The organism is Gordonia insulae (assembly GCF_003855095.1).
GTDB lineage: Bacteria > Actinomycetota > Actinomycetes > Mycobacteriales > Mycobacteriaceae > Gordonia > Gordonia insulae.
In genome coordinates, this window is sequence record NZ_CP033972.1 from 1,257,279 (window position 1) to 1,274,484 (window position 17,206).

General features: G+C 67.5%; 19 protein-coding genes and 1 pseudogene. 11 read left to right on the plus strand and 9 right to left on the minus strand.

The window, feature by feature from the left end; genetic code table 11:
- Positions 1–75 precede the first annotated feature (75 nt).
- Together D7316_RS05745 and D7316_RS05750 are read right to left on the minus strand one after the other, a co-directional pair.
- Positions 76–2,259: an FUSC family protein gene (locus tag D7316_RS05745; protein ID WP_124707424.1), complete on the minus strand. Its 2,184-nt coding sequence runs from the start codon at positions 2,257–2,259 to the stop codon at positions 76–78.
- A gap of 12 nt (positions 2,260–2,271) precedes the next feature.
- Entirely contained in the window at positions 2,272–2,574 is a 303-nt protein-coding gene (locus D7316_RS05750) for a putative quinol monooxygenase (protein WP_124707425.1), read from the minus strand.
- A gap of 135 nt (positions 2,575–2,709) precedes the next feature.
- Here D7316_RS05750 and D7316_RS05755 point away from each other — a divergent pair, with 135 nt between their 5' ends.
- Positions 2,710–3,030, plus strand: a complete 321-nt coding sequence (locus tag D7316_RS05755; RefSeq protein ID WP_124707426.1) for a hypothetical protein — start codon at positions 2,710–2,712, stop codon at positions 3,028–3,030.
- Positions 3,031–3,089: 59 nt separating this feature from the next.
- On the plus strand, positions 3,090–4,169 hold the full coding sequence (locus D7316_RS05760) for an NAD(P)H-dependent amine dehydrogenase family protein (protein WP_124707427.1): 1,080 nt from the start codon (positions 3,090–3,092) through the stop codon (positions 4,167–4,169).
- A 22-nt stretch (positions 4,170–4,191) separates the two neighbouring features.
- On the opposite strand, the gene D7316_RS05765 is transcribed toward D7316_RS05760, so the two are convergent.
- The 3 genes from D7316_RS05765 to D7316_RS05775 all read right to left on the minus strand — a co-directional run bounded on the left by D7316_RS05765 (position 4,192) and on the right by D7316_RS05775 (position 5,443).
- On the minus strand, positions 4,192–4,620 hold the full coding sequence (locus D7316_RS05765) for a type II toxin-antitoxin system Rv0910 family toxin (RefSeq protein WP_124707428.1): 429 nt from the start codon (positions 4,618–4,620) through the stop codon (positions 4,192–4,194).
- A 98-nt stretch (positions 4,621–4,718) separates the two neighbouring features.
- A complete protein-coding gene (locus D7316_RS05770; protein WP_124707429.1) occupies positions 4,719–5,108 on the minus strand; it encodes a VOC family protein in 390 nt (129 codons plus the stop codon).
- Complete coding sequence (locus D7316_RS05775) at positions 5,105–5,443, minus strand: ArsR/SmtB family transcription factor (protein ID WP_124707430.1); 339 nt, start codon at positions 5,441–5,443, stop codon at positions 5,105–5,107. Before D7316_RS05775 ends, D7316_RS05770 begins: the two co-directional genes overlap by 4 nt.
- Before the next feature lie 139 nt (positions 5,444–5,582).
- On the opposite strand from D7316_RS05775, the gene D7316_RS05780 reads away from it, so the two are divergent.
- Both D7316_RS05780 and D7316_RS05785 read left to right on the plus strand, forming a co-directional pair.
- Positions 5,583–6,797 carry a cation:proton antiporter gene (locus tag D7316_RS05780; RefSeq protein WP_164473863.1) on the plus strand — a complete coding sequence of 405 codons (1,215 nt, stop codon included), beginning with the start codon at positions 5,583–5,585 and terminating at the stop codon, positions 6,795–6,797.
- 9 nt (positions 6,798–6,806) lie between these two features.
- A complete protein-coding gene (locus tag D7316_RS05785; RefSeq protein WP_124707432.1) occupies positions 6,807–7,937 on the plus strand; it encodes a carboxylate-amine ligase in 1,131 nt (376 codons plus the stop codon).
- A 16-nt stretch (positions 7,938–7,953) separates the two neighbouring features.
- Here D7316_RS05785 and D7316_RS05790 read toward each other — a convergent pair whose 3' ends face one another.
- Positions 7,954–8,385 (minus strand): PPOX class F420-dependent oxidoreductase, encoded by a 432-nt coding sequence (locus D7316_RS05790; RefSeq protein WP_124711147.1) that lies wholly within the window; start codon positions 8,383–8,385, stop codon positions 7,954–7,956.
- A gap of 219 nt (positions 8,386–8,604) precedes the next feature.
- Here D7316_RS05790 and ilvD point away from each other — a divergent pair.
- Positions 8,605–10,331: pseudogene (ilvD, locus tag D7316_RS05795) on the plus strand (dihydroxy-acid dehydratase).
- Between the two features lie 36 nt (positions 10,332–10,367).
- Positions 10,368–11,600, plus strand: a complete 1,233-nt coding sequence (locus tag D7316_RS05800; RefSeq protein WP_124707433.1) for a glucose-1-phosphate adenylyltransferase family protein — start codon at positions 10,368–10,370, stop codon at positions 11,598–11,600.
- Positions 11,601–11,616: 16 nt separating this feature from the next.
- Here the strand turns inward: D7316_RS05800 and D7316_RS05805 are convergent, their stop codons facing one another.
- The gene (locus tag D7316_RS05805) at positions 11,617–12,054 is read right to left on the minus strand and encodes a VOC family protein (protein WP_124707434.1); all 438 of its coding nucleotides are present in this window, start codon (positions 12,052–12,054) and stop codon (positions 11,617–11,619) included.
- 102 nt (positions 12,055–12,156) lie between these two features.
- Here D7316_RS05805 and D7316_RS05810 point away from each other — a divergent pair, with 102 nt between their 5' ends.
- Positions 12,157–12,753: an FKBP-type peptidyl-prolyl cis-trans isomerase gene (locus D7316_RS05810; RefSeq protein WP_124707435.1), complete on the plus strand. Its 597-nt coding sequence runs from the start codon at positions 12,157–12,159 to the stop codon at positions 12,751–12,753.
- 29 nt (positions 12,754–12,782) lie between these two features.
- Here D7316_RS05810 and D7316_RS05815 read toward each other — a convergent pair whose 3' ends face one another.
- Positions 12,783–13,673, minus strand: coding sequence for a hypothetical protein (locus D7316_RS05815; RefSeq protein WP_124707436.1), 891 nt, complete (start codon positions 13,671–13,673; stop codon positions 12,783–12,785).
- Positions 13,674–14,477, minus strand: a complete 804-nt coding sequence (locus D7316_RS05820) for a GNAT family N-acetyltransferase (RefSeq protein WP_124707437.1) — start codon at positions 14,475–14,477, stop codon at positions 13,674–13,676.
- Positions 14,478–14,555: 78 nt separating this feature from the next.
- On the opposite strand from D7316_RS05820, the gene D7316_RS05825 reads away from it, so the two are divergent.
- The 4 genes from D7316_RS05825 (at position 14,556) to D7316_RS05840 (ending at position 17,173) form a co-directional block, all read left to right on the plus strand.
- A complete protein-coding gene (locus D7316_RS05825) occupies positions 14,556–15,335 on the plus strand; it encodes a LysE family translocator (RefSeq protein ID WP_232016790.1) in 780 nt (259 codons plus the stop codon).
- A gap of 73 nt (positions 15,336–15,408) precedes the next feature.
- Positions 15,409–16,305: an MBL fold metallo-hydrolase gene (locus D7316_RS05830; RefSeq protein WP_124707438.1), complete on the plus strand. Its 897-nt coding sequence runs from the start codon at positions 15,409–15,411 to the stop codon at positions 16,303–16,305.
- A 112-nt stretch (positions 16,306–16,417) separates the two neighbouring features.
- Positions 16,418–16,645: a dodecin gene (locus D7316_RS05835; protein WP_124707439.1), complete on the plus strand. Its 228-nt coding sequence runs from the start codon at positions 16,418–16,420 to the stop codon at positions 16,643–16,645.
- Between the two features lie 69 nt (positions 16,646–16,714).
- Positions 16,715–17,173, plus strand: a complete 459-nt coding sequence (locus tag D7316_RS05840) for a Fur family transcriptional regulator (RefSeq protein WP_408609979.1) — start codon at positions 16,715–16,717, stop codon at positions 17,171–17,173.
- The last annotated feature ends 33 nt before the right edge of the window (positions 17,174–17,206 follow it).

Below are 17,206 nucleotides of genomic sequence, written 5' to 3' on the forward strand. Positions count from 1 at the left end.
GCCCGGTCGGGTCAGCCACTCTGTCGGACCAGACTACGGACACGCGGAATCGTCCGAACCGCCCCTCGAATCGACTCACGACGCCGGTGTCGTGGATGCCGCGGTATATCGCACCTCCAACTCTCCGAGGTACGCGGCTGCGGCGACGAGCGGCACCGCAGCCTGCGCGTTGGCGGGGTCCTCGGCAGCATCGGCGCGCAACGCTGCCACGACATCGACCGCGATCGGTTCCAGGTCTGCGACGCCGTCGCCCATGAGTTCGGCGGACACGAGCGCGGTGTGCCGCTCGAGGACGGCACAGACCCGGGGCGATCGGGACGATGCCGGGATCGGTAACAGATCCGCAATCGAATCCGCAACGACACGAATCCGGTTGGCCTGACTTATCTTACGGACTACTGGCGTTCGGGCGTCAGTGGAACCACCGCTCTCCGAAAGATACTGACGCGCTGCGTCGTTGGAAGTGCGGTACGCGATGACGCTGTCGTCGGCCCTTCGGGCGACCTCCGCGGCCGACTCCGCGTCCACTCCCCTGGTCATCTGCTCCGTTGCCGCACCCAGGTAGCGAACATAGGCGGCGGTGGCGCTGTCGATCGCCGCCCGAGCCGTGCTCGCCAGCCCACGAGGCCACAAGATCACCGACGCGACGACGGCGACCGCGCAGCCGAGGGCGATGTCCTCGACGCGGACCAGACCGATCTTCCAGCCGCTCGGGTGCAGCACGTTGAACAGGGTCACCACCATGACGGTGAAGGACGCCTGGCCGGCCGCGAACGACGCGACCTGCGGGACGTATGCGGCACCGAATGCCGCAACGGGCAAGACGATCCACAGGGCAACCTCGTTGGTGCCGAGGGCCGAGACCACCAGCGCACCGATCGCGAACCCGACGATCGTTCCAAGCACAGCCTTCAGCACTGTCGAGCCGGTGGCCAGCGCGCTGGTCCGCAGCACCGACATCGCGCCCAACACCACCCAGAATCCGTGCTGCACCGGCACCACCTGGATCATCGCCACCGCCCCCGCCAACCCGACGCCGGTACGGAGCGCGTTACGTGCGATTACCGACGTCAGGAACACCCTCGGCGACAAAGACTTCCGCGTTGCCTCGGGTTCAGAGAGGACGCGGTCGGCGGCACCGGTCGGCGTCAGTTGCCTGCCGAAGATCTTCATCAGCGCCGGGCGCGCGTCGGCGGCAGACGACCACGCGATGGTGCGCCCGATGAGGGCGACGGTCGAGCAGGTCGTGTGCACGTGCAGCATCCGTATGCTCTCGGCCTCCGCGTCAGCCTCGCTGGGATCGGCCACCAGAGTGTCCACATTGATGTGTGTGCGCTCGCCGAGCAGTGCGCGCAACGTGTCCGCCGCATGCTCCAGCGCAGCTCGGTCGGCGGACCTTTCGGTGGGACGCGTGGTATCCAGCACGACGGCAGAGGAGCGCAAGACATCCGTCACCGGCCCGCGGAGTTCGGTGGGGAGCCGGACGCCGAAGTGTCGGACCTGAGCGACCAGCCATTCGAGGTCGTCGACGACCCGGATCAGCGCGCGACTGCCGGCGGTCATCCCCGACGGACGGAAGTCACTGCCCAGATAGACCTCCCGGAGCCGGTTCATCGCGATGGTGACCGTGGTCGGGTCGGGTGCATCCCGGTCGCCGTCCCGATGTCCGATGAGATCCGCGAGGGTCGCGCAGACAGCTCGGGCCCGCCGCCGCAACTCACCGTAGTGGCGCGGCGGCAGGAGGTACAGCGCCGCAGGGACGCTCACCGCCAGAGCGATGGTCCAGCCCAGCAAGCGATCCGGCACGGGTCCCGGTGGAGATGCGACGGGAAGGACGAACAACAGGAGTGCAGCACGCTGTGCCGCGGCGAAACTCGAACTCAGGATGGTCACGTAGGACACCACGACCCCGACCACCAACATCGACCCCGTCGCCAGCCACCCCGGATGCGCGAGCACAGATCCCGCGGCGACGAACGCGTACCCGACCACCCCGAGCACCGCGAAACTCGTTGCGCGCCGGGCGCGATTGCCCGGAAAGTCCACCATCACCAGGAGTGCGAACGAACCGAAGATCGCGTACAGCGGCGTCGCCGTCCCCCCGAACAACAGCCCCACCGCAGCGGCGATCGGCACCACGACGGCGGGCCGCACAGCGCGCCGGAATGCGTCGAGCCCCGGATCGCGCGCGGCGACCTCCGCACGCAGCCTGGACAGCGGCGAACGGTCGTCCACTGCCGCGGCGGGCGCGCTGTCCATGCGGGAATCGTCCTACGCAGAGTCCTCCCCGGTCAACGACCGGATGTCGGCGATGTCGTACTCGGCAACCGATGCCGCCTGCACCGCTGCCCCCTGGTCGTCGCTGGGACCGCTGCCACGGAATGCCTCGACCGCTGCCTGTGATTCCCAGCGCTCGTAGACATTGATCCGACGGATGTCGAGCAGATCCGCGCTGATCGCGAAGTCGAGGCAACCGGCGGCCTGACGTGCCTGCTCGACAACTGCCACGCAACCTGACAGGTACGACTCACGCTGATCGGGGTCGACGAAGATGTGTCCCGCGACGATGACCATGACTGGCTCCGTGTCTGTTCGTGTTGTGCCCACGCCGGGCTGACTGTTCGGGTAGACCTCGCGGCCACCTCGAACTCATCGACTCCAGCACGCGTGCGTTGCGCGTTGGCCGGCATGCCGGTAGACCGGACGATCATGACACCCGAGTGGACACATCATGTCATCGCCGGTGCGACAGGCGCAGTCGCCGTGAACGTGGTCCCGCACCTGGCTCACGCTGTGGCGGGAAAACCGTTCCCCACCCCCTTCGCCGATCCGCCGGGTGTGGGCGACTCGCCGCCGGGACTCAACGTCGTCTGGGCATCGATGAATGCAACAGCAGCGGCCGCTCTGCTCCGCGTGGAACGCAACCGACTGGACCGCCCTGTGTTCTGGGGTGCGTTCGGCCTGGGCGCATCCGCGGCAGCCCTCGGGCTGAGATCCTATTTCGGTCGCGTGCGCGGAACATCCACGTAGGCGCCCAGGGATTTCCGTTCCATGCCCGGCATCGGAATCGGTTCCCTATCCTGACCCCCATGACCGAGAAGTTGCGGACAGTGGTCTGGGGTACGGGCAACGTCGGACAGGCGGCCATCCGATCGGTTCTCGCCCATCCTGAGCTGAGCCTGCACGGGGTGGTCGTCCACTCCCCGGACAAGCTGGGCAAGGACGCCGGTCGACTGGCGGGCTTGGACGCGGATGTCGGCGTCACCGCGACCCATCGCTTCGACGACCTGGGCGCGGACGCGGATGCCGTGGTCTACGCGGCGTCCGGCGACATCCGTCCCGACGACGCGCTCGCCGACATCGTCCGGGCCATCGAAGCGGGCACCGTGGTCGTCACGCCGGCCCTCTATGCGCTCTACGATCCGAGGTCGGCACCACCGGAGGTGCGGAACCCGGTCCTCGACGCCATCACGCGCGGCAACGGATCACTGTTCGTCTCCGGCATCGATCCCGGCTGGGGCAATGACATCCTCCCCGTCCTGGCCAGCGGTCTCGGCTCACGGATCGACGGCATCCGCTGCCAGGAGATCTTCGACTACACCACCTATGACCAGCCCGACTCCGTCCGCTACCTCGTCGGAATGGGACAACCGATGGACTACGACCCGCCCATGCTGGCAGCGGGCATCCCGTCGATGGTCTGGGGTGGCCAGATCCGGTTGATCGCGCGCGGACTCGGCGTCGAGATCGACGAGGTCCGCGAATCGGTGGAGCGCAGGGCCCTCGACGTCGACGTCAGTACGCCGGCGATGGGCGTCTTCGAGGCGGGGACACAGGGAGCGGTCAGATTCGAGGTGCAAGGGATCATCGGAGACTCGACACCGATCGTGATCGAGCACGTCACCCGAATCCACCGAGACTGCGCGCCCGATTGGCCGTCGCCCCCGGACGGCGGTGACGGCGCCCACCGTGTCGTGATCGAGGGAAGCCCACGGATCGAGATCACCGTCGAGGCGACCGACGACGCCGGCAACCGGGCTGCCGGCGGCAACGCGACCGCGGTCGGTCGCCTGGTCAATGCCATCCCCTGGCTCGTCGCCGCCGAGCCCGGCCTCTACGACGCGCTCGAGGTGCCACTGAGTCCGGCGCTCGGCAGGTTGGGCGCCTAGGGCCGGACTCGTCGACTGCCGGTCAGGTCAGGTCGGCCAGATTCTGGATCGAGGTTCGCACGTCGGATTCGATCACCCGTGCCACCAGTCGGCCGACGGGACCGTTGAGCAGACCACCCGAGAGGTCGGCGCTGAGGTTGAAGTGCGAGCCGGGCTCGGCGGGCGTGACCTTCATCGTGAGATCGATCCGTACACCTCCGCGCCCGTGGCCCGAGAGCGCGACGACATCCGGTTCGTCGTATTCGGTTACCGTCCAATGGATCACGTTGCGGAAGCCCTTGACCTTGATCAGCGACGACACCTGCGTGCCCTCCGAGATCTCGTCGGGGACCCCGCCTTTCCAGCCGCCGAAGATCGTCATCCACTCCGAGAACCTGCTCAGATCGGATGCGAGCACCCACGCCGACTCGGGTGACATGTCCGAGTGGACGCCCACCTCGACTCCGGCCATCCGAACCTCCCTCCCTCGTCTGACGCCAACACGTCTCCATGCCGACCGTACGGTGGAATGGCGAAGCGCGCAGATCGGCCGCGGCCCGCGACGAATGACTACTCGGTGTACTGGGCGATCTGGATGAGGTTTCCACACGTGTCGTCGAGGACGGCGGTGATCACCGGACCCATCGCGATCGGTTCCTGCGTGAACCGGACACCGAGGTCACTCAGCCGGGTGAACTCGGACGCGATGTCGTCGACAGCGAACGATGTGTAGGGAATCCCGTCGGCGACCAGCGCCTCCTTGAACGGCGTGACCGCCGGATGGCCACTGGGTTCGAGGACCAACTCGACGCCGTCCGGGTTCTCGGGCGACACCACGGTCAACCATCGCGCCTCCCCCATCGGGATGTCGTGCTTCGCCACGAAACCCAGGACGTCCGTGTAGAACCGCAACGCGGTCTCCTGATCGTCCACGAGCACGCTGGCCAGGTTGATCCTCATGTCGTTGCGCCTTCCTCGTTCTGGTCACCGGACCCGCCGGTGTCCTTCTCGGGTGTGTTCCAGTCGGGTGTGCGGAGCCACCGCTCGACGATCGGCTCGAGTGGCTCGGTGTTGATGTAGTGGAACTTGTACCGCCCGTCACGTCTGGTCTCGACCAGACCGGCCTGCGCGAGCACCTCGAGATGTTGCGAGATCGCCTGGCGCGACGAGCCGAGCCCGTGCCTGGCGATGAGCCGGCCGCAGATCTCGAAGAGGGTCTGACCGTCACGATCGGTCAACTCGTCGAGGATCGCTCGACGCGTGGGATCGGCCAACGCTTTGAAGACGTCTCCCATGGCCGCGACGTTACGCAAGTAGGCACTTGCATGTCAAGGTCGTCGATCACGCGTTGAGGACGTGTCGGGCGCTGCGCACTGTGCTGCACAAGGACTTCCAGTATTCTCCGACCGGGTCGGTCGAGGAGGCGCAACGGTGATGCTGTCGATTGTGATCGGCCTGATGGTGATGATCGCGTGGGCCCTGATGTCGCGGCGCCTGACCGACATGCGCATCACCGGTCCCGCAATGATGGTCGCCGCCGGACTGGCCATCGGTTTCACCACGAGCGACGAGATCGGCCACACTCTCAACACGGTCGTCGCAGAGCGTGTCGTCGAACTGATCCTGGCGCTGTTGCTGTTCGTCGATGCGATGGAGGTCAAGGGCGGATACTTCGGCGGGGAGCGGCGAGCGGCCCTGCGCCTGCTGCTCGTGGCACTCCCGCTGTCGTTGCTGGTCGCCGTACTGGTGGGCTGGCTGCTGATACCCGGTTTGTCGATCGCCGTGCTGCTCGTCATCGCCTGCGTCATCGTGCCGACCGATTTCACGCCCTCCCCGGCGATCCTGCGCGATCTTCGTCTGCCCGAACGCATCCGTCATCTACTCAACGTCGAGAGCGGGTACAACGACGGCATCCTGGCACCCGTCTTCATCTTTGCCCTCGCACTGTCGGAGGGCGACGGCCACGCGGATCCCCTCGAAGCACTCGGTGAGGCACTTCCGGCCGCGGGATGGGCCGTGGTGATCGGCGCTCCGATCGGTATCGTCGCCGCCTGGTTGACCAACAAGAGCGTCGCCCGAGACCTCATGACGCCGCAGGCCGTCCGGATGAGTCTGGTCCTGGTCCCGCTGCTGAGTTATGCGTGCGCCATCGGACTCGCCGGCAACGGGTTTGTCGCGGCATTCGTCTGCGGCCTCGCCTATCGCGGGACTCGATCTCCTGCCCCGTCCGAGGCGGAACTCAGCCTGGCCGAAGACCTCAGCACGCTGACCAGTTTCGCGATGTGGTTCGTGTTCGGTCTCGTCACGGTGCTGCTCACCTCTGCCGGCCTCGAGTGGCGAGTGGTTCTCTTCGCCCTTGCCGGCCTGACCCTCATCCGCATGATCCCTGTGTGGGTCTCGTTGCTGCGCACGGATTTCGACCGGCGCGACCGATTGGTGATCGGCGCGCTCGGCCCGCGCGGCACCGCGTCGATTGTCTTCGGCCTGCTCGCCTACAACTCACTCGACGGTGAACCGGCCGACGTCACGCTCTACGCCATGGCAGCGACGGTGATCGGCAGTGTGATCATCCACGGGATCGGGTCCGCGTGGCTCGCCGAGCGGATGGCAGGCGGCGAGCACCCCTCGGCCACGCGCGGCCGACCGTAGGATCAGGAAATGACCTCCGCCGATCCGTCGCCCACCGGCGACAGCGGGTCTGCGTCACCGACGATCGGTGTCGAGGAGGAGTTCATCCTGGTCGACCGCACCACCGGGCATCCCGTGGACCGCAATCGAGAGGTGGCCGCGGCGGCCGCACGTCGCGGTGTCGATCTGGACCTCGAACTCACGTCGTGTCAGGTGGAGATCGCCACCTCGATCTGTTCGAGCAGCCGGGACGTCGCGTCCGAACTGCGCCATCTCCGCTCCGTCGTCGCCGACGCCGCCGACGAGGTCGGGGTCGGGGTGATCGCCGCCGGGGTGCCGCCTACCGTGCCCGACCACTTCCCCATCACCGACACGGATCGATATCGGCGGATCGGCCGGCAGTTCGGCATGCTCGCCCACGAGCAGGGGATCTGCGGATGTCATATCCACATCGGGGTCCCCGATCGGGACATCGCCGTGGAGGTCGGCAACCGACTCCGCGCACGGCTGCCGGCACTGCTTGCACTGTCCGCCAATTCGGCGATCTACCGCGACGCAGACACCGGTCATGCGAGTTGGCGGTCGATCTTGTGGTCACGGTGGCCGGCGGCGGGACCTCCGCCACATCTGCGCTCCCGCGAGCATTTCGAAGACCTCGTGGCGATGTTCGTGTCGAGCGGCGCCATTCTCGACGACCACATGGTCTATTGGGACATCCGGCCGTCAGATCATCTGCCCACCATCGAGATCCGGGTGGGAGACGTGCAGTCACGCGTCAGCGAGACGGTCGTCCTCGCCACCCTGGTCCGCGCACTGGTGATGCATTCGGTGGATCAGATCGCCGAGGGCGGGAACCCGCCTCCACCCGTTGACGCCGACATCCTCGCCGCCGCATTGTGGAAGGCGGCGCACGACGGTCTCGACGGGGACGGGATCGACGTCGGCACGTGCCGGGCCGTCGGTGCGCGCGACATGATCGCTGCACTCGTCGCCGATGTCGGATCGCAACTCGACGTCCTCGGCGACCGTGCCATGGTCGATCACGCTCTGAAAGGTCTGGTCGACAACGGAAATGGGGCCACTCGCCAGCGCAGATCGTTCGGCGACGGTGCGACATCTCGCGACATCGTCGCGGAAGCGGCCCGCGAATTCACCCGCTGAGACCCGAGGGCCGGAGCTATCTCAGTGTGGCCCCGTACACGTGCGTCACGTCGAGCGTCATCAGTACCCGACGGTCGGCGACCATCACGGCGCGGTACTCGTCCCAGTCCGGGTGCTCGCCGGCGCCGAGCCGGTAGTACTCGACGAGCGCGTCGACCTCGGGTCCGTCGGGGTCGGTAGTCGGCCCGGTCAACGTGACCGTTCCTTCGGCGGTCGCCCAGCTGTAGCCGTCGGGACTGGTGAACTCGATCGCCGCTCGCGGGTCGCGGCGGAGGTTCGCGGTCTTGGCGCGACCTTCCGTCATCGACACATGGATCTGATCGGCAGCACGGTCGTAGACCGCGGTGATCGGAGACATCTGCGGAAGGCCGTCCGACTTGATGGTCGCCAGGATGCCGAGCGTGCTGTCGGCGATCAGTGAGCGCGGATCGTAGGGAGCGTCGGTCATGGTGATGCCAACCGGATCCGTGACGGCGGCATTCCACCGGACGAGACGGAGGCCCGCCGACCAGCGCTTCCGTGTTCCCACGCGTCCGACATCACGTCGCCGAGAGGTCACCGCGACCGACGTCACGACGCTGTGGCGGCGCTTCGCCCGCCTCGACGCGCATTCCGATTCGGAGACAGGGAGTACGCAAACGCCGTCGACGGATCTATCGTGGCCGACATGACAACCGGAACCGACTCCACCCCAGCCCCCGGCACCGATGTCGACATCAAACCCCGCAGCCGCGACGTCACCGACGGCCTGGAGAAGACCGCCGCGCGTGGCATGCTCCGGGCGGTCGGGATGGGCGACGACGACTGGGCCAAGCCACAGATCGGCGTCGGGTCGTCGTGGAACGAGATCACACCCTGCAACCTGTCACTGGACCGGTTGGCCAAGGCCGTGAAGGAGGGCGTGTTCGCCGCGGGTGGATATCCCCTCGAGTTCGGCACCATCTCCGTCTCCGACGGGATCTCGATGGGCCACGAGGGCATGCACTTCTCGCTGGTCTCCCGTGAGGTGATCGCCGACAGCGTCGAGACCGTCATGAGCGCCGAACGCCTCGATGGTTCGGTGTTGCTCGCCGGGTGCGACAAGTCGCTGCCGGGCATGTTGATGGCTGCCGCGCGGCTCGACCTCGCCAACGTCTTCCTCTACGCCGGGTCGACACTGCCCGGGTACGCCACGCTGTCGGACGGCTCCGAACACCAGGTGACGATCATCGATGCGTTCGAGGCCGTGGGTGCCTGTTCGCGCGGACTGATGAGTCAGGCCGACGTCGACACCATCGAACGTGCCATCTGCCCCGGCGAGGGCGCCTGCGGCGGCATGTACACCGCCAACACCATGGCGAGCGCCGCCGAGGCCATGGGGATGTCACTACCGGGCAGCGCGGCCCCGCCGGCCCCGGACCGACGTCGCGACCGGTACGCGCGGGAGAGCGGTGAGGCCGTCGTGGGGATGCTGCGGCGCGGCATCACGGCCCGCGACATCATGACCAAGGAGGCGTTCGAGAATGCGATCGCCGTCGTGATGGCATTCGGTGGGTCGACCAACGCGGTCCTGCATCTGCTCGCGATCGCCCACGAAGCCGAGATCGAACTGTCGCTCGACGACTTCTCCCGCATCGGGTCCCGGGTCCCGCACCTCGCCGACGTCAAACCGTTCGGCAAGCACGTCATGACCGACGTCGATCGCATCGGCGGCGTTCCGGTCGTCATGAAGGCACTGCTCGACGCCGGACTCCTGCACGGCGACTGCCTCACCGTCACGGGGCAGACGGTCGCCGAAAATCTCGCGCACATCGCGCCCCCGATCCGGACGGACTCGTCCTCCGGGCGACCTCGTCACCGATCCATCCGACCGGTGGGATCACCATCCTCAAGGGCTCGCTCGCACCGGAAGGCGCGGTGGTGAAGTCGGCCGGCTTCGATTCCGACGTCTTCGAGGGTGTGGCAAGGGTTTTCGACCGCGAGCGATCGGCGATGGATGCGCTGGAGGACGGCACCATCACTGCCGGCGACGTGGTGGTGATCCGCTATGAGGGCCCCAAGGGCGGACCCGGCATGCGCGAGATGCTGGCGATCACCGGTGCCATCAAAGGCGCGGGACTCGGCAAGGATGTGCTGCTCATGACCGATGGGCGCTTCTCGGGTGGCACCACCGGACTGTGTGTCGGCCATGTGGCCCCGGAGGCCGTCGACGGCGGCCCGATCGCGCTGGTGGAGAACGGCGACCGCATCCGCCTCGACGTCGGCACCGGGACACTCGACCTCTTGGTCGACGACGACGAATTACAGAAGCGCGCATCAGGTTTCACACCGTTGCCCCCGCGGTACACGCGTGGCGTGCTGGCCAAGTACTCGAAGCTGGTCACCTCCGCGTCGCGGGGAGCGGTGTGCGGATGACGCCGAGGAGCGAGGTTCCGATTCCGGGCGACACCGGTGGCTAGGGACAACGTCGTCGCCATCGTGCAGGCCGGCGGACGTGGATCGCGGATGGAGGTGCTCACCGAGCGTCGAGCGAAACCCGCCCTGCCGTTCGGTGGCAACTACCAGTTGATCGATTTCTCGCTCTCGAATCTGCACCACAGTGGCATCGACGAGGTCTGGTTGTGCGTGCAGTACGAGGCCGACTCCCTACTGCAGGAGGTCGCGGGCGGTCGGCCGTGGGATCTCGACCGGACCCGCGGTGGCCTGCGCATGGTGCTGCCCGAGGAGTCCGACAACGCCTCCACGGAGGACGGATTCGCCACCGGCAATGCCGACCTGTTGTATCGGATACGCGATCGCATCGCAGACAGGGCACCCGAGGCGGTGATCGTGATGAGCGCCGATCACGTCTACGACTTCGACCTGTCCGACGCGCTCGCCACGCACCGAGCGTCCGACGCCGAATGCACGATCGTCACGACGACGTGTGCCCTCGAGGAAGCGGCGGCGCATGCGACGGTCCGGTCGCGCCGCGACGGCACGGTCACCGGATTCGAGTACAAACCGGAACACCCGACGACCAGGGTCATCGCCGCCGAGATCTTCGTGTACGACCCACGCGTCCTGGTCGCGGCCCTCGAAGAGCTGTACGGGCATACGGTCGACGGCTCCGACGACGAGAACGACACCGGGCTGGGCGATTTCGGTGACCATCTGGTGCCGTGGTTCGTGGCGCGCGGGCGCACGGTCACCCATGCGCTCCCCGGCTATTGGATCGACGCCGGGCGCCCGGAGACCTATCTGAAGGCGCATCGGGATCTGGTCGAGGGCACCATCGACCTCTTCCGACCGAGCTGGCCGATCCTCACCAGGCAGCCCCAACGCAATGCGGCGCGCATCGACGCCGGGGCGGTCGTCGCGGACTCCTTGATCTCCAGCGGCGCACGGGTGTCCGGCACAGTCCGGCGCAGTGTGCTCGGACCCGGGGTCATCGTCGAGCGTGGTGCGGACATCACTGACTCGATCATCTTCTCCGACACCGTGGTCCGCCGGGGCGCACGCGTCTCGTGGTCCATCGTGGACGAACGGGTCCGGATCGGTGAGGACGCGCGGGTGGGCGGCCGACCGCGGACCCGGCCGGTGCCCACCGACCGGATCACCCTGGTCGGCATGGACACCTTGATCACTCGTGGAGCCCGGGTCCCGCTCGGCACCCGGATCGGTGCCGGATCACGGTGGTCGTGACTCGTCCGGGCACACCTCAATCGAGGCAGAACTCGTTGCCCTCCGGGTCACGCATCACGATGTGACCGGACTCCAACGGCGGCGCGGGCTCACGCCGCTCGACGCGTGTCGCGCCGAGTGCCACGAGACGTTCGCAGGCTGTCTCCAGAGCCGCCATCCGTTCGTCCCCGTCGGCGCCGGGCGCCGCCCGCACGTCGAGGTGGACGCGATTCTTGGCCGTCTTGCCCTCGGGCACGCGCTGGAAGAAGATCCGCGGGCCGTCGTCGTCCGGGTCGATCAACGCCGACGCATCGTTTCGTCGTTCCGGGGGTATGCCGAACGCCTCCAGCGCCGCGTCCCAGCTCTCGAAGCCCGGGGGCGGGTCCTGGATCCGGTAACCGAGCACCTCCGCCCAGAAGCCGGCCAGCGTCGCCGGATCCGCGCAGTCGAACGTCACCTGAATCTCACGTGCCATCGTTCTCTCCTTTGATCGAGCGGATGAACCCAGCGTGACAGGCGTTGAGGACAGCCATGGTCCGTTATCGTCGCCGATACCGCCTTGGGTAGCGTTACACGGATGAACCTCCGCCGTGGCGCCCTCGTGTCCCTCTCGACGCTCGCGCTGACAGTGAGCCTCTCCGCGTGCAGCTCGAGCTCGGATTCGCCGTCGGACTCCACCGGCACCGGCACAGCTGCGGCCTCCGCGGCCGCCACGAGTTGCCCGACCGCGGCCCCGCAGGGATCGCCGTCACCGCAGTGGGAGTTGAGCGGCACCACCGGCAAGATCGCGGTCACCGGGTCCACGGACTCGACGGCGCCGGCGATCGACGTCACCGCCCCGTTCTCGGTCAGCCAGACACAGGTCCACACGCTCCAGGCCGGTGACGGTCCGGTCGTGCCCGAGACGGCCACGGTGTCGGTCTGCTACGAGGGCGTCAACGGTCGCGACGGCAAGGTCTTCGACAGCAGCTATGAACGCGGAACCCCGGCGGAGTTCCCCCTCGACGGCGTCGTGACCGGTTTCAAGAAGGCCATCGCCGGACAGACCGTCGGGTCCACCGTCGCCGTGGCCATGGCGCCCGAGGACGGCTATCCCGACGGCATGCCCGACGCCGGGATCGAGAAGGGCGACAGCCTCGTGTTCGCGCTCAAGATCCTGTCGGCACAGGACTGAGACGCACACGGGTCACCTTTCCGCGCATCTCACCCACCGTCGGGGGCACCCTCCGCTTCCGCGACGGCGCGTCGGGCCTGCCTGACACGGTCGAGTGCATCGTCGAGACCCTGTGCAGCCGTGCGCTGTTCGTCGTCGGCGACATCGACCTGACGACGCGCGAAGCGGAGTTCGGCGTCACAGGTGGCGAGTTCCGCGCGTAGTCGGTCGGCCTGCTCGACGAGCTCGTCCACGCGTTGCACAGCGGCGGCGCGTTCGCGATCACGTTCCGCGAGCTTGCTCCGGGCTTCCTGTTCGGCAGCCGCCACGGTGGCGAGTACCGCGGCGGCCGCGGCCACCCGGGTGGCGCGGCTCCGGTCGTCGTCGGTCGGGGCCGTGCCCTCCCCTGTCGCGACGTCGGTCGGATCTGGTCCGGTTTCTGCCGCGTCGGGGACGACGAATACCCCCGCCGGGCCGAAGCCGCTGTATTCGGCGGAGGTGACCAGGCGCCCGCGGCGCAGCGCGTCGGCCACCTCGGCATCGGCCACCGCTGCGCGAAGGGATTGACCGACCTCCCGGATCGCGTTGGCGGAGAGCGTGGTCCCGCGCGTCCTCGCCACATCCACCACTGCTGTCGTCGAGTCGGTGACGATCTGTTGCCGCAGCGTGGAGAGTTCCCGCAGTCGATCGGCCGATGATCTGCGCTGTGCCGCGAGCATCTGGTCCGCGAGATCCAGGACCGCGGCAACCCCGTCGGGGTCCTGCCGCGCCCACTGATTGATCGCCCACGCCACCTGCGTGGGTCGTCGCAGCACCGCGATCTCGCGGGCGAGCTCCGGGTCGCCGTTCGCCTTCGCCTCGGCGACGAGGTCCTTCCGCCGGCCGATGAAATCGCCGGGATCGAGACCGTAGAGGTCGTCGGTGATCTCGTCGATGTCCATCTAGCGGATGCTCCCCGTCGTTGGTATCCGCACCCGTCGCCGTTCGCCGAACCTGCCGAATCCGATGCGCTGCAGGATCGGCGACGACGTCTGTTCCGCATGGACCAGGGCGAGCGTCGCACCGCGGCGACGACCGTCGAGCACGCGGTCGAGAATCAGACCGCGATAGACACCGCGACCGCGGTACTCGGGCAGCACGGCTGCGCCCCAGAGCCGGGCCACTTCGCCGGCCAATGAATACCCGCCGGCGCCGACCGGGATGCCGGCCACGGATGCGACGAAGAGACCCGGTTCGCCGTCGTCGTCATGTGCCGACTCCGGATCCTGCAGGACCGGTGAGCGGAATCCCCACGCATCGGTCGAGACGCGATCGAATGCGGCGAGACCGTGCGCGTCGGTGACCCGGGTCGAGCCGACATCCGGTGGCATCGCGATCTGGCCGGCCATGTCCGGTCCGATCTCACATGCCAGGACGTCGATGACGGCGACGGTCCGCGCTCCCGACGCGTCCAGGAACTCGTTACCCAGCTCGGCCAGCGGCCCGGGTCCGATCGTCACCAGGACGTCGTGAGCGCCGTGGTCTGCTGCGATCCTGATCGCATTCGCAACGACCTGTTCCGGTTTCATCGGCGCGCCACGATAGTTGAGCAACGTGGCCTCGCCATCCTGCTGATAGAACTCGTGGTCGTCGACAACGAAGTACTCCGACCCGGGCGGATGCCACGACGACCGCCATGCCGCCGACTCCCCTCGCACCGCGTCCGGAGTCCAGTTGACGCGATTCGACGCGCGTTCACGACTCATGTTGCGCTGCACGATCATCCGATCCGAGACCGTCGTATCCGGTCCGGACCCGTCAGCCCACTCCGGCGATGAGTCCGCATGCCGAGTCCGGCGAACGAGTCGGTCGCCGAGTTGAGCACCATGGCCATTGTCGATCTCCTTGTCGTCGACGTCAGGGTACGACGAACCGACAGCGCCGGGCGACGGCCTCGGGCGACCGACTCCGGCGTCGCGCAGGCGGCTCTCTACCCTCGAGCCGTGCAGATCTCGACCTGGGTGGCCCTCCTGACGGCGTGTCTGCTCATCAGTTTCACGCCGGGCGCAGGGGCGATCAACACGATGAGCAACGCGCTCAATGTGGGGTTCCGTCGCGCGATCTGGGGCGTGCTCGGCCAGCAGGCGGCGCTGCTCATCCAGCTCCTGGTCGTGGCCGCGGGCCTCGGTGTGGTGATCGCCGGATCGCCCACGGCCTTCGCGGTCATCCGATACCTGGGCGCGGCCTATCTGGTCTATCTGGGTGTCCGACAGTTCCTGCGGCGCCCGGATATGTCCGACCAGGCCGCCGAGACCCTGGCCACGGAGTCGGGATGGTCGATGTTCGTCCGAGGCCTGTGGGTGAATCTGCTCAACCCCAAGGCGATCGTGTTCCTGCTGGCGTTCATCCCCGGGTTCGTACGTACCGACCAATCCCTGACCGGTCAGTACGCGATCATCGCGGTGACGATCGTCGTCGTCGATATCACCGTCATGTGGTTCTTCTTCGCAGTGGTCGCGCGCGGGTTCCGCCGGCTCACCGGCAGCGAGCGCGGCCAGCGCAATCTGAATCGACTGTTCGGCACGCTCTTCGTCGCGGTCGGGATCATGCTGGCCGTGCTCTGAGCGCGGCCCCGTCGTCCCCTCGCGCGGGCACCACCGGTTGACACCATGTGCCCGGGGCGGGTACGCAGACCGCATGGCAGTCGCGCCGACCTATCGGGAAACCCGTTACGACGAGGTGACCGTGTTGGCGTCGGCGAACGGCGGGGCGTTTCCGTACGGGAACTCGGTGGTGGTACGCGGGTCCGAGGCCACCCTCGTGATCGATCCGTCGCTGGAGGTCGACCACGATCCCGTGGACGCCGACGCCGTGATGGTCAGTCACGCACACGAGGACCACATCGCCGGTCTCCGACATTTCACCGGCGCGAAGTACGCGCATCACGCCGACGTCGCCGCCGTCCGGTCGCTCGCGGTACTGCTCGACGGCTACGGACTCACCCCAACAGAGCGGGCAGCGGTCACCGACGAGATCGGGGACCAATTCGGCTTGCCCGACGGTTTCCCGGAGTCCGAGGGGGTCGGTGACGGGCATGTGTTCGACCTCGGTGACGTGACCGCCACCGTCATCCACCTGCCCGGCCACACCGCCGGTCACTGCGGGGTCCTCGTCGAACCCACCGGGTTCCTGTACATCGCCGACGTCGACCTCACATCGTTCGGCCCGATGTACGGCGACGTCGGCAGCAGCGTCGAGGCCTATCTCGCATCCATCGAACGGGTACGCGCGATCGATGCGCGGTGGTACGGGACCTTCCACCAGAAGGGTGTGATCGACGGCCACGCGGAGGTCTCCCGCCGACTGGACGCCTTCGCTGCGGTGATCCACCGACGCGAGGATCGACTGCTGGCATTCCTCGATCGTCCGCGGACGCTGCCCGAGATCGCCGACCATCGCCTCGTCTACCGTCCGCACGTGGATCTGCCCTTCGTCGACGCCGTCGAACGACGAACCGCCGAACTGCATCTCGAGCGTCTCATCGCGCACGGTCAGGTCGCCGTCACCGCCGAGCAGGCCTTCGTCTCCACCTGAAACGCCGCCCCCTGCCGACGACTGCTGCAGAGGAGTCGGGACGCTCGGCGGCTTCGCACCGGTCTGCACAAAACAGGCCGATCGTCGGTGGGTCCGTGAAAGTATCGACGTCATGAGCGAGCACACATATCGAGTCATCGAAGTCGTCGGCTCCTCCCCCGACGGAACCGACGCGGCCATCGCGAACGCGATCGCGCGCGTCTCCCAGACGACGCGCAACGTCGAATGGTTCGAGGTCACCGAGACCCGCGGCCACGTGGTCGACGGCGCGATCGGCCACATCCAGGTGACCCTCAAGGTGGGGTTCCGCATCGACCCCGCCGATGCCGTCGACGGCTGACCGTCACCCGATACCGGATGCGACGATTCGTCTCAATCTGAGAGTTTTCCTGACTCAGTCCAGAAAAGCATGCATACTGTCCGTGTGCCCACTTCTCCCGAGTACGCCGAGCAGCTGCGGTCCGTCGCTCTGCGCGTGACCCGTCCGCGGGTGGCGGTACTCGAGGCGGTACACGCCCACCCGCACGCCGACACAGAGACGGTCATGGCTGCGGTGCGCGCAGCTCTCCCGGATGTGTCCCGGCAGGCGGTCTACGACGTACTCAACGCGCTCAGTGGCGCGGGTCTGGTCCGTCGCATCCAGCCGTCCGGCCACGTGGCGCGATACGAGTCACGGGTCGGCGACAACCATCACCACGTCGTCTGCCGGTCCTGCGGGGTCATCGCGGACGTGGACTGCGCCGTCGGGGAGGCTCCCTGCCTCACCCCGTCGGACCACCAAGGTTTCGTCCTGGACGAGGCCGAGGTCATCTATTGGGGTCTGTGCGCCGAGTGCGCGACCTCTCCCACTTCGGGATCACACCTGTGATCACAGCCCGAATCACCAACTCCCGAAAGGATT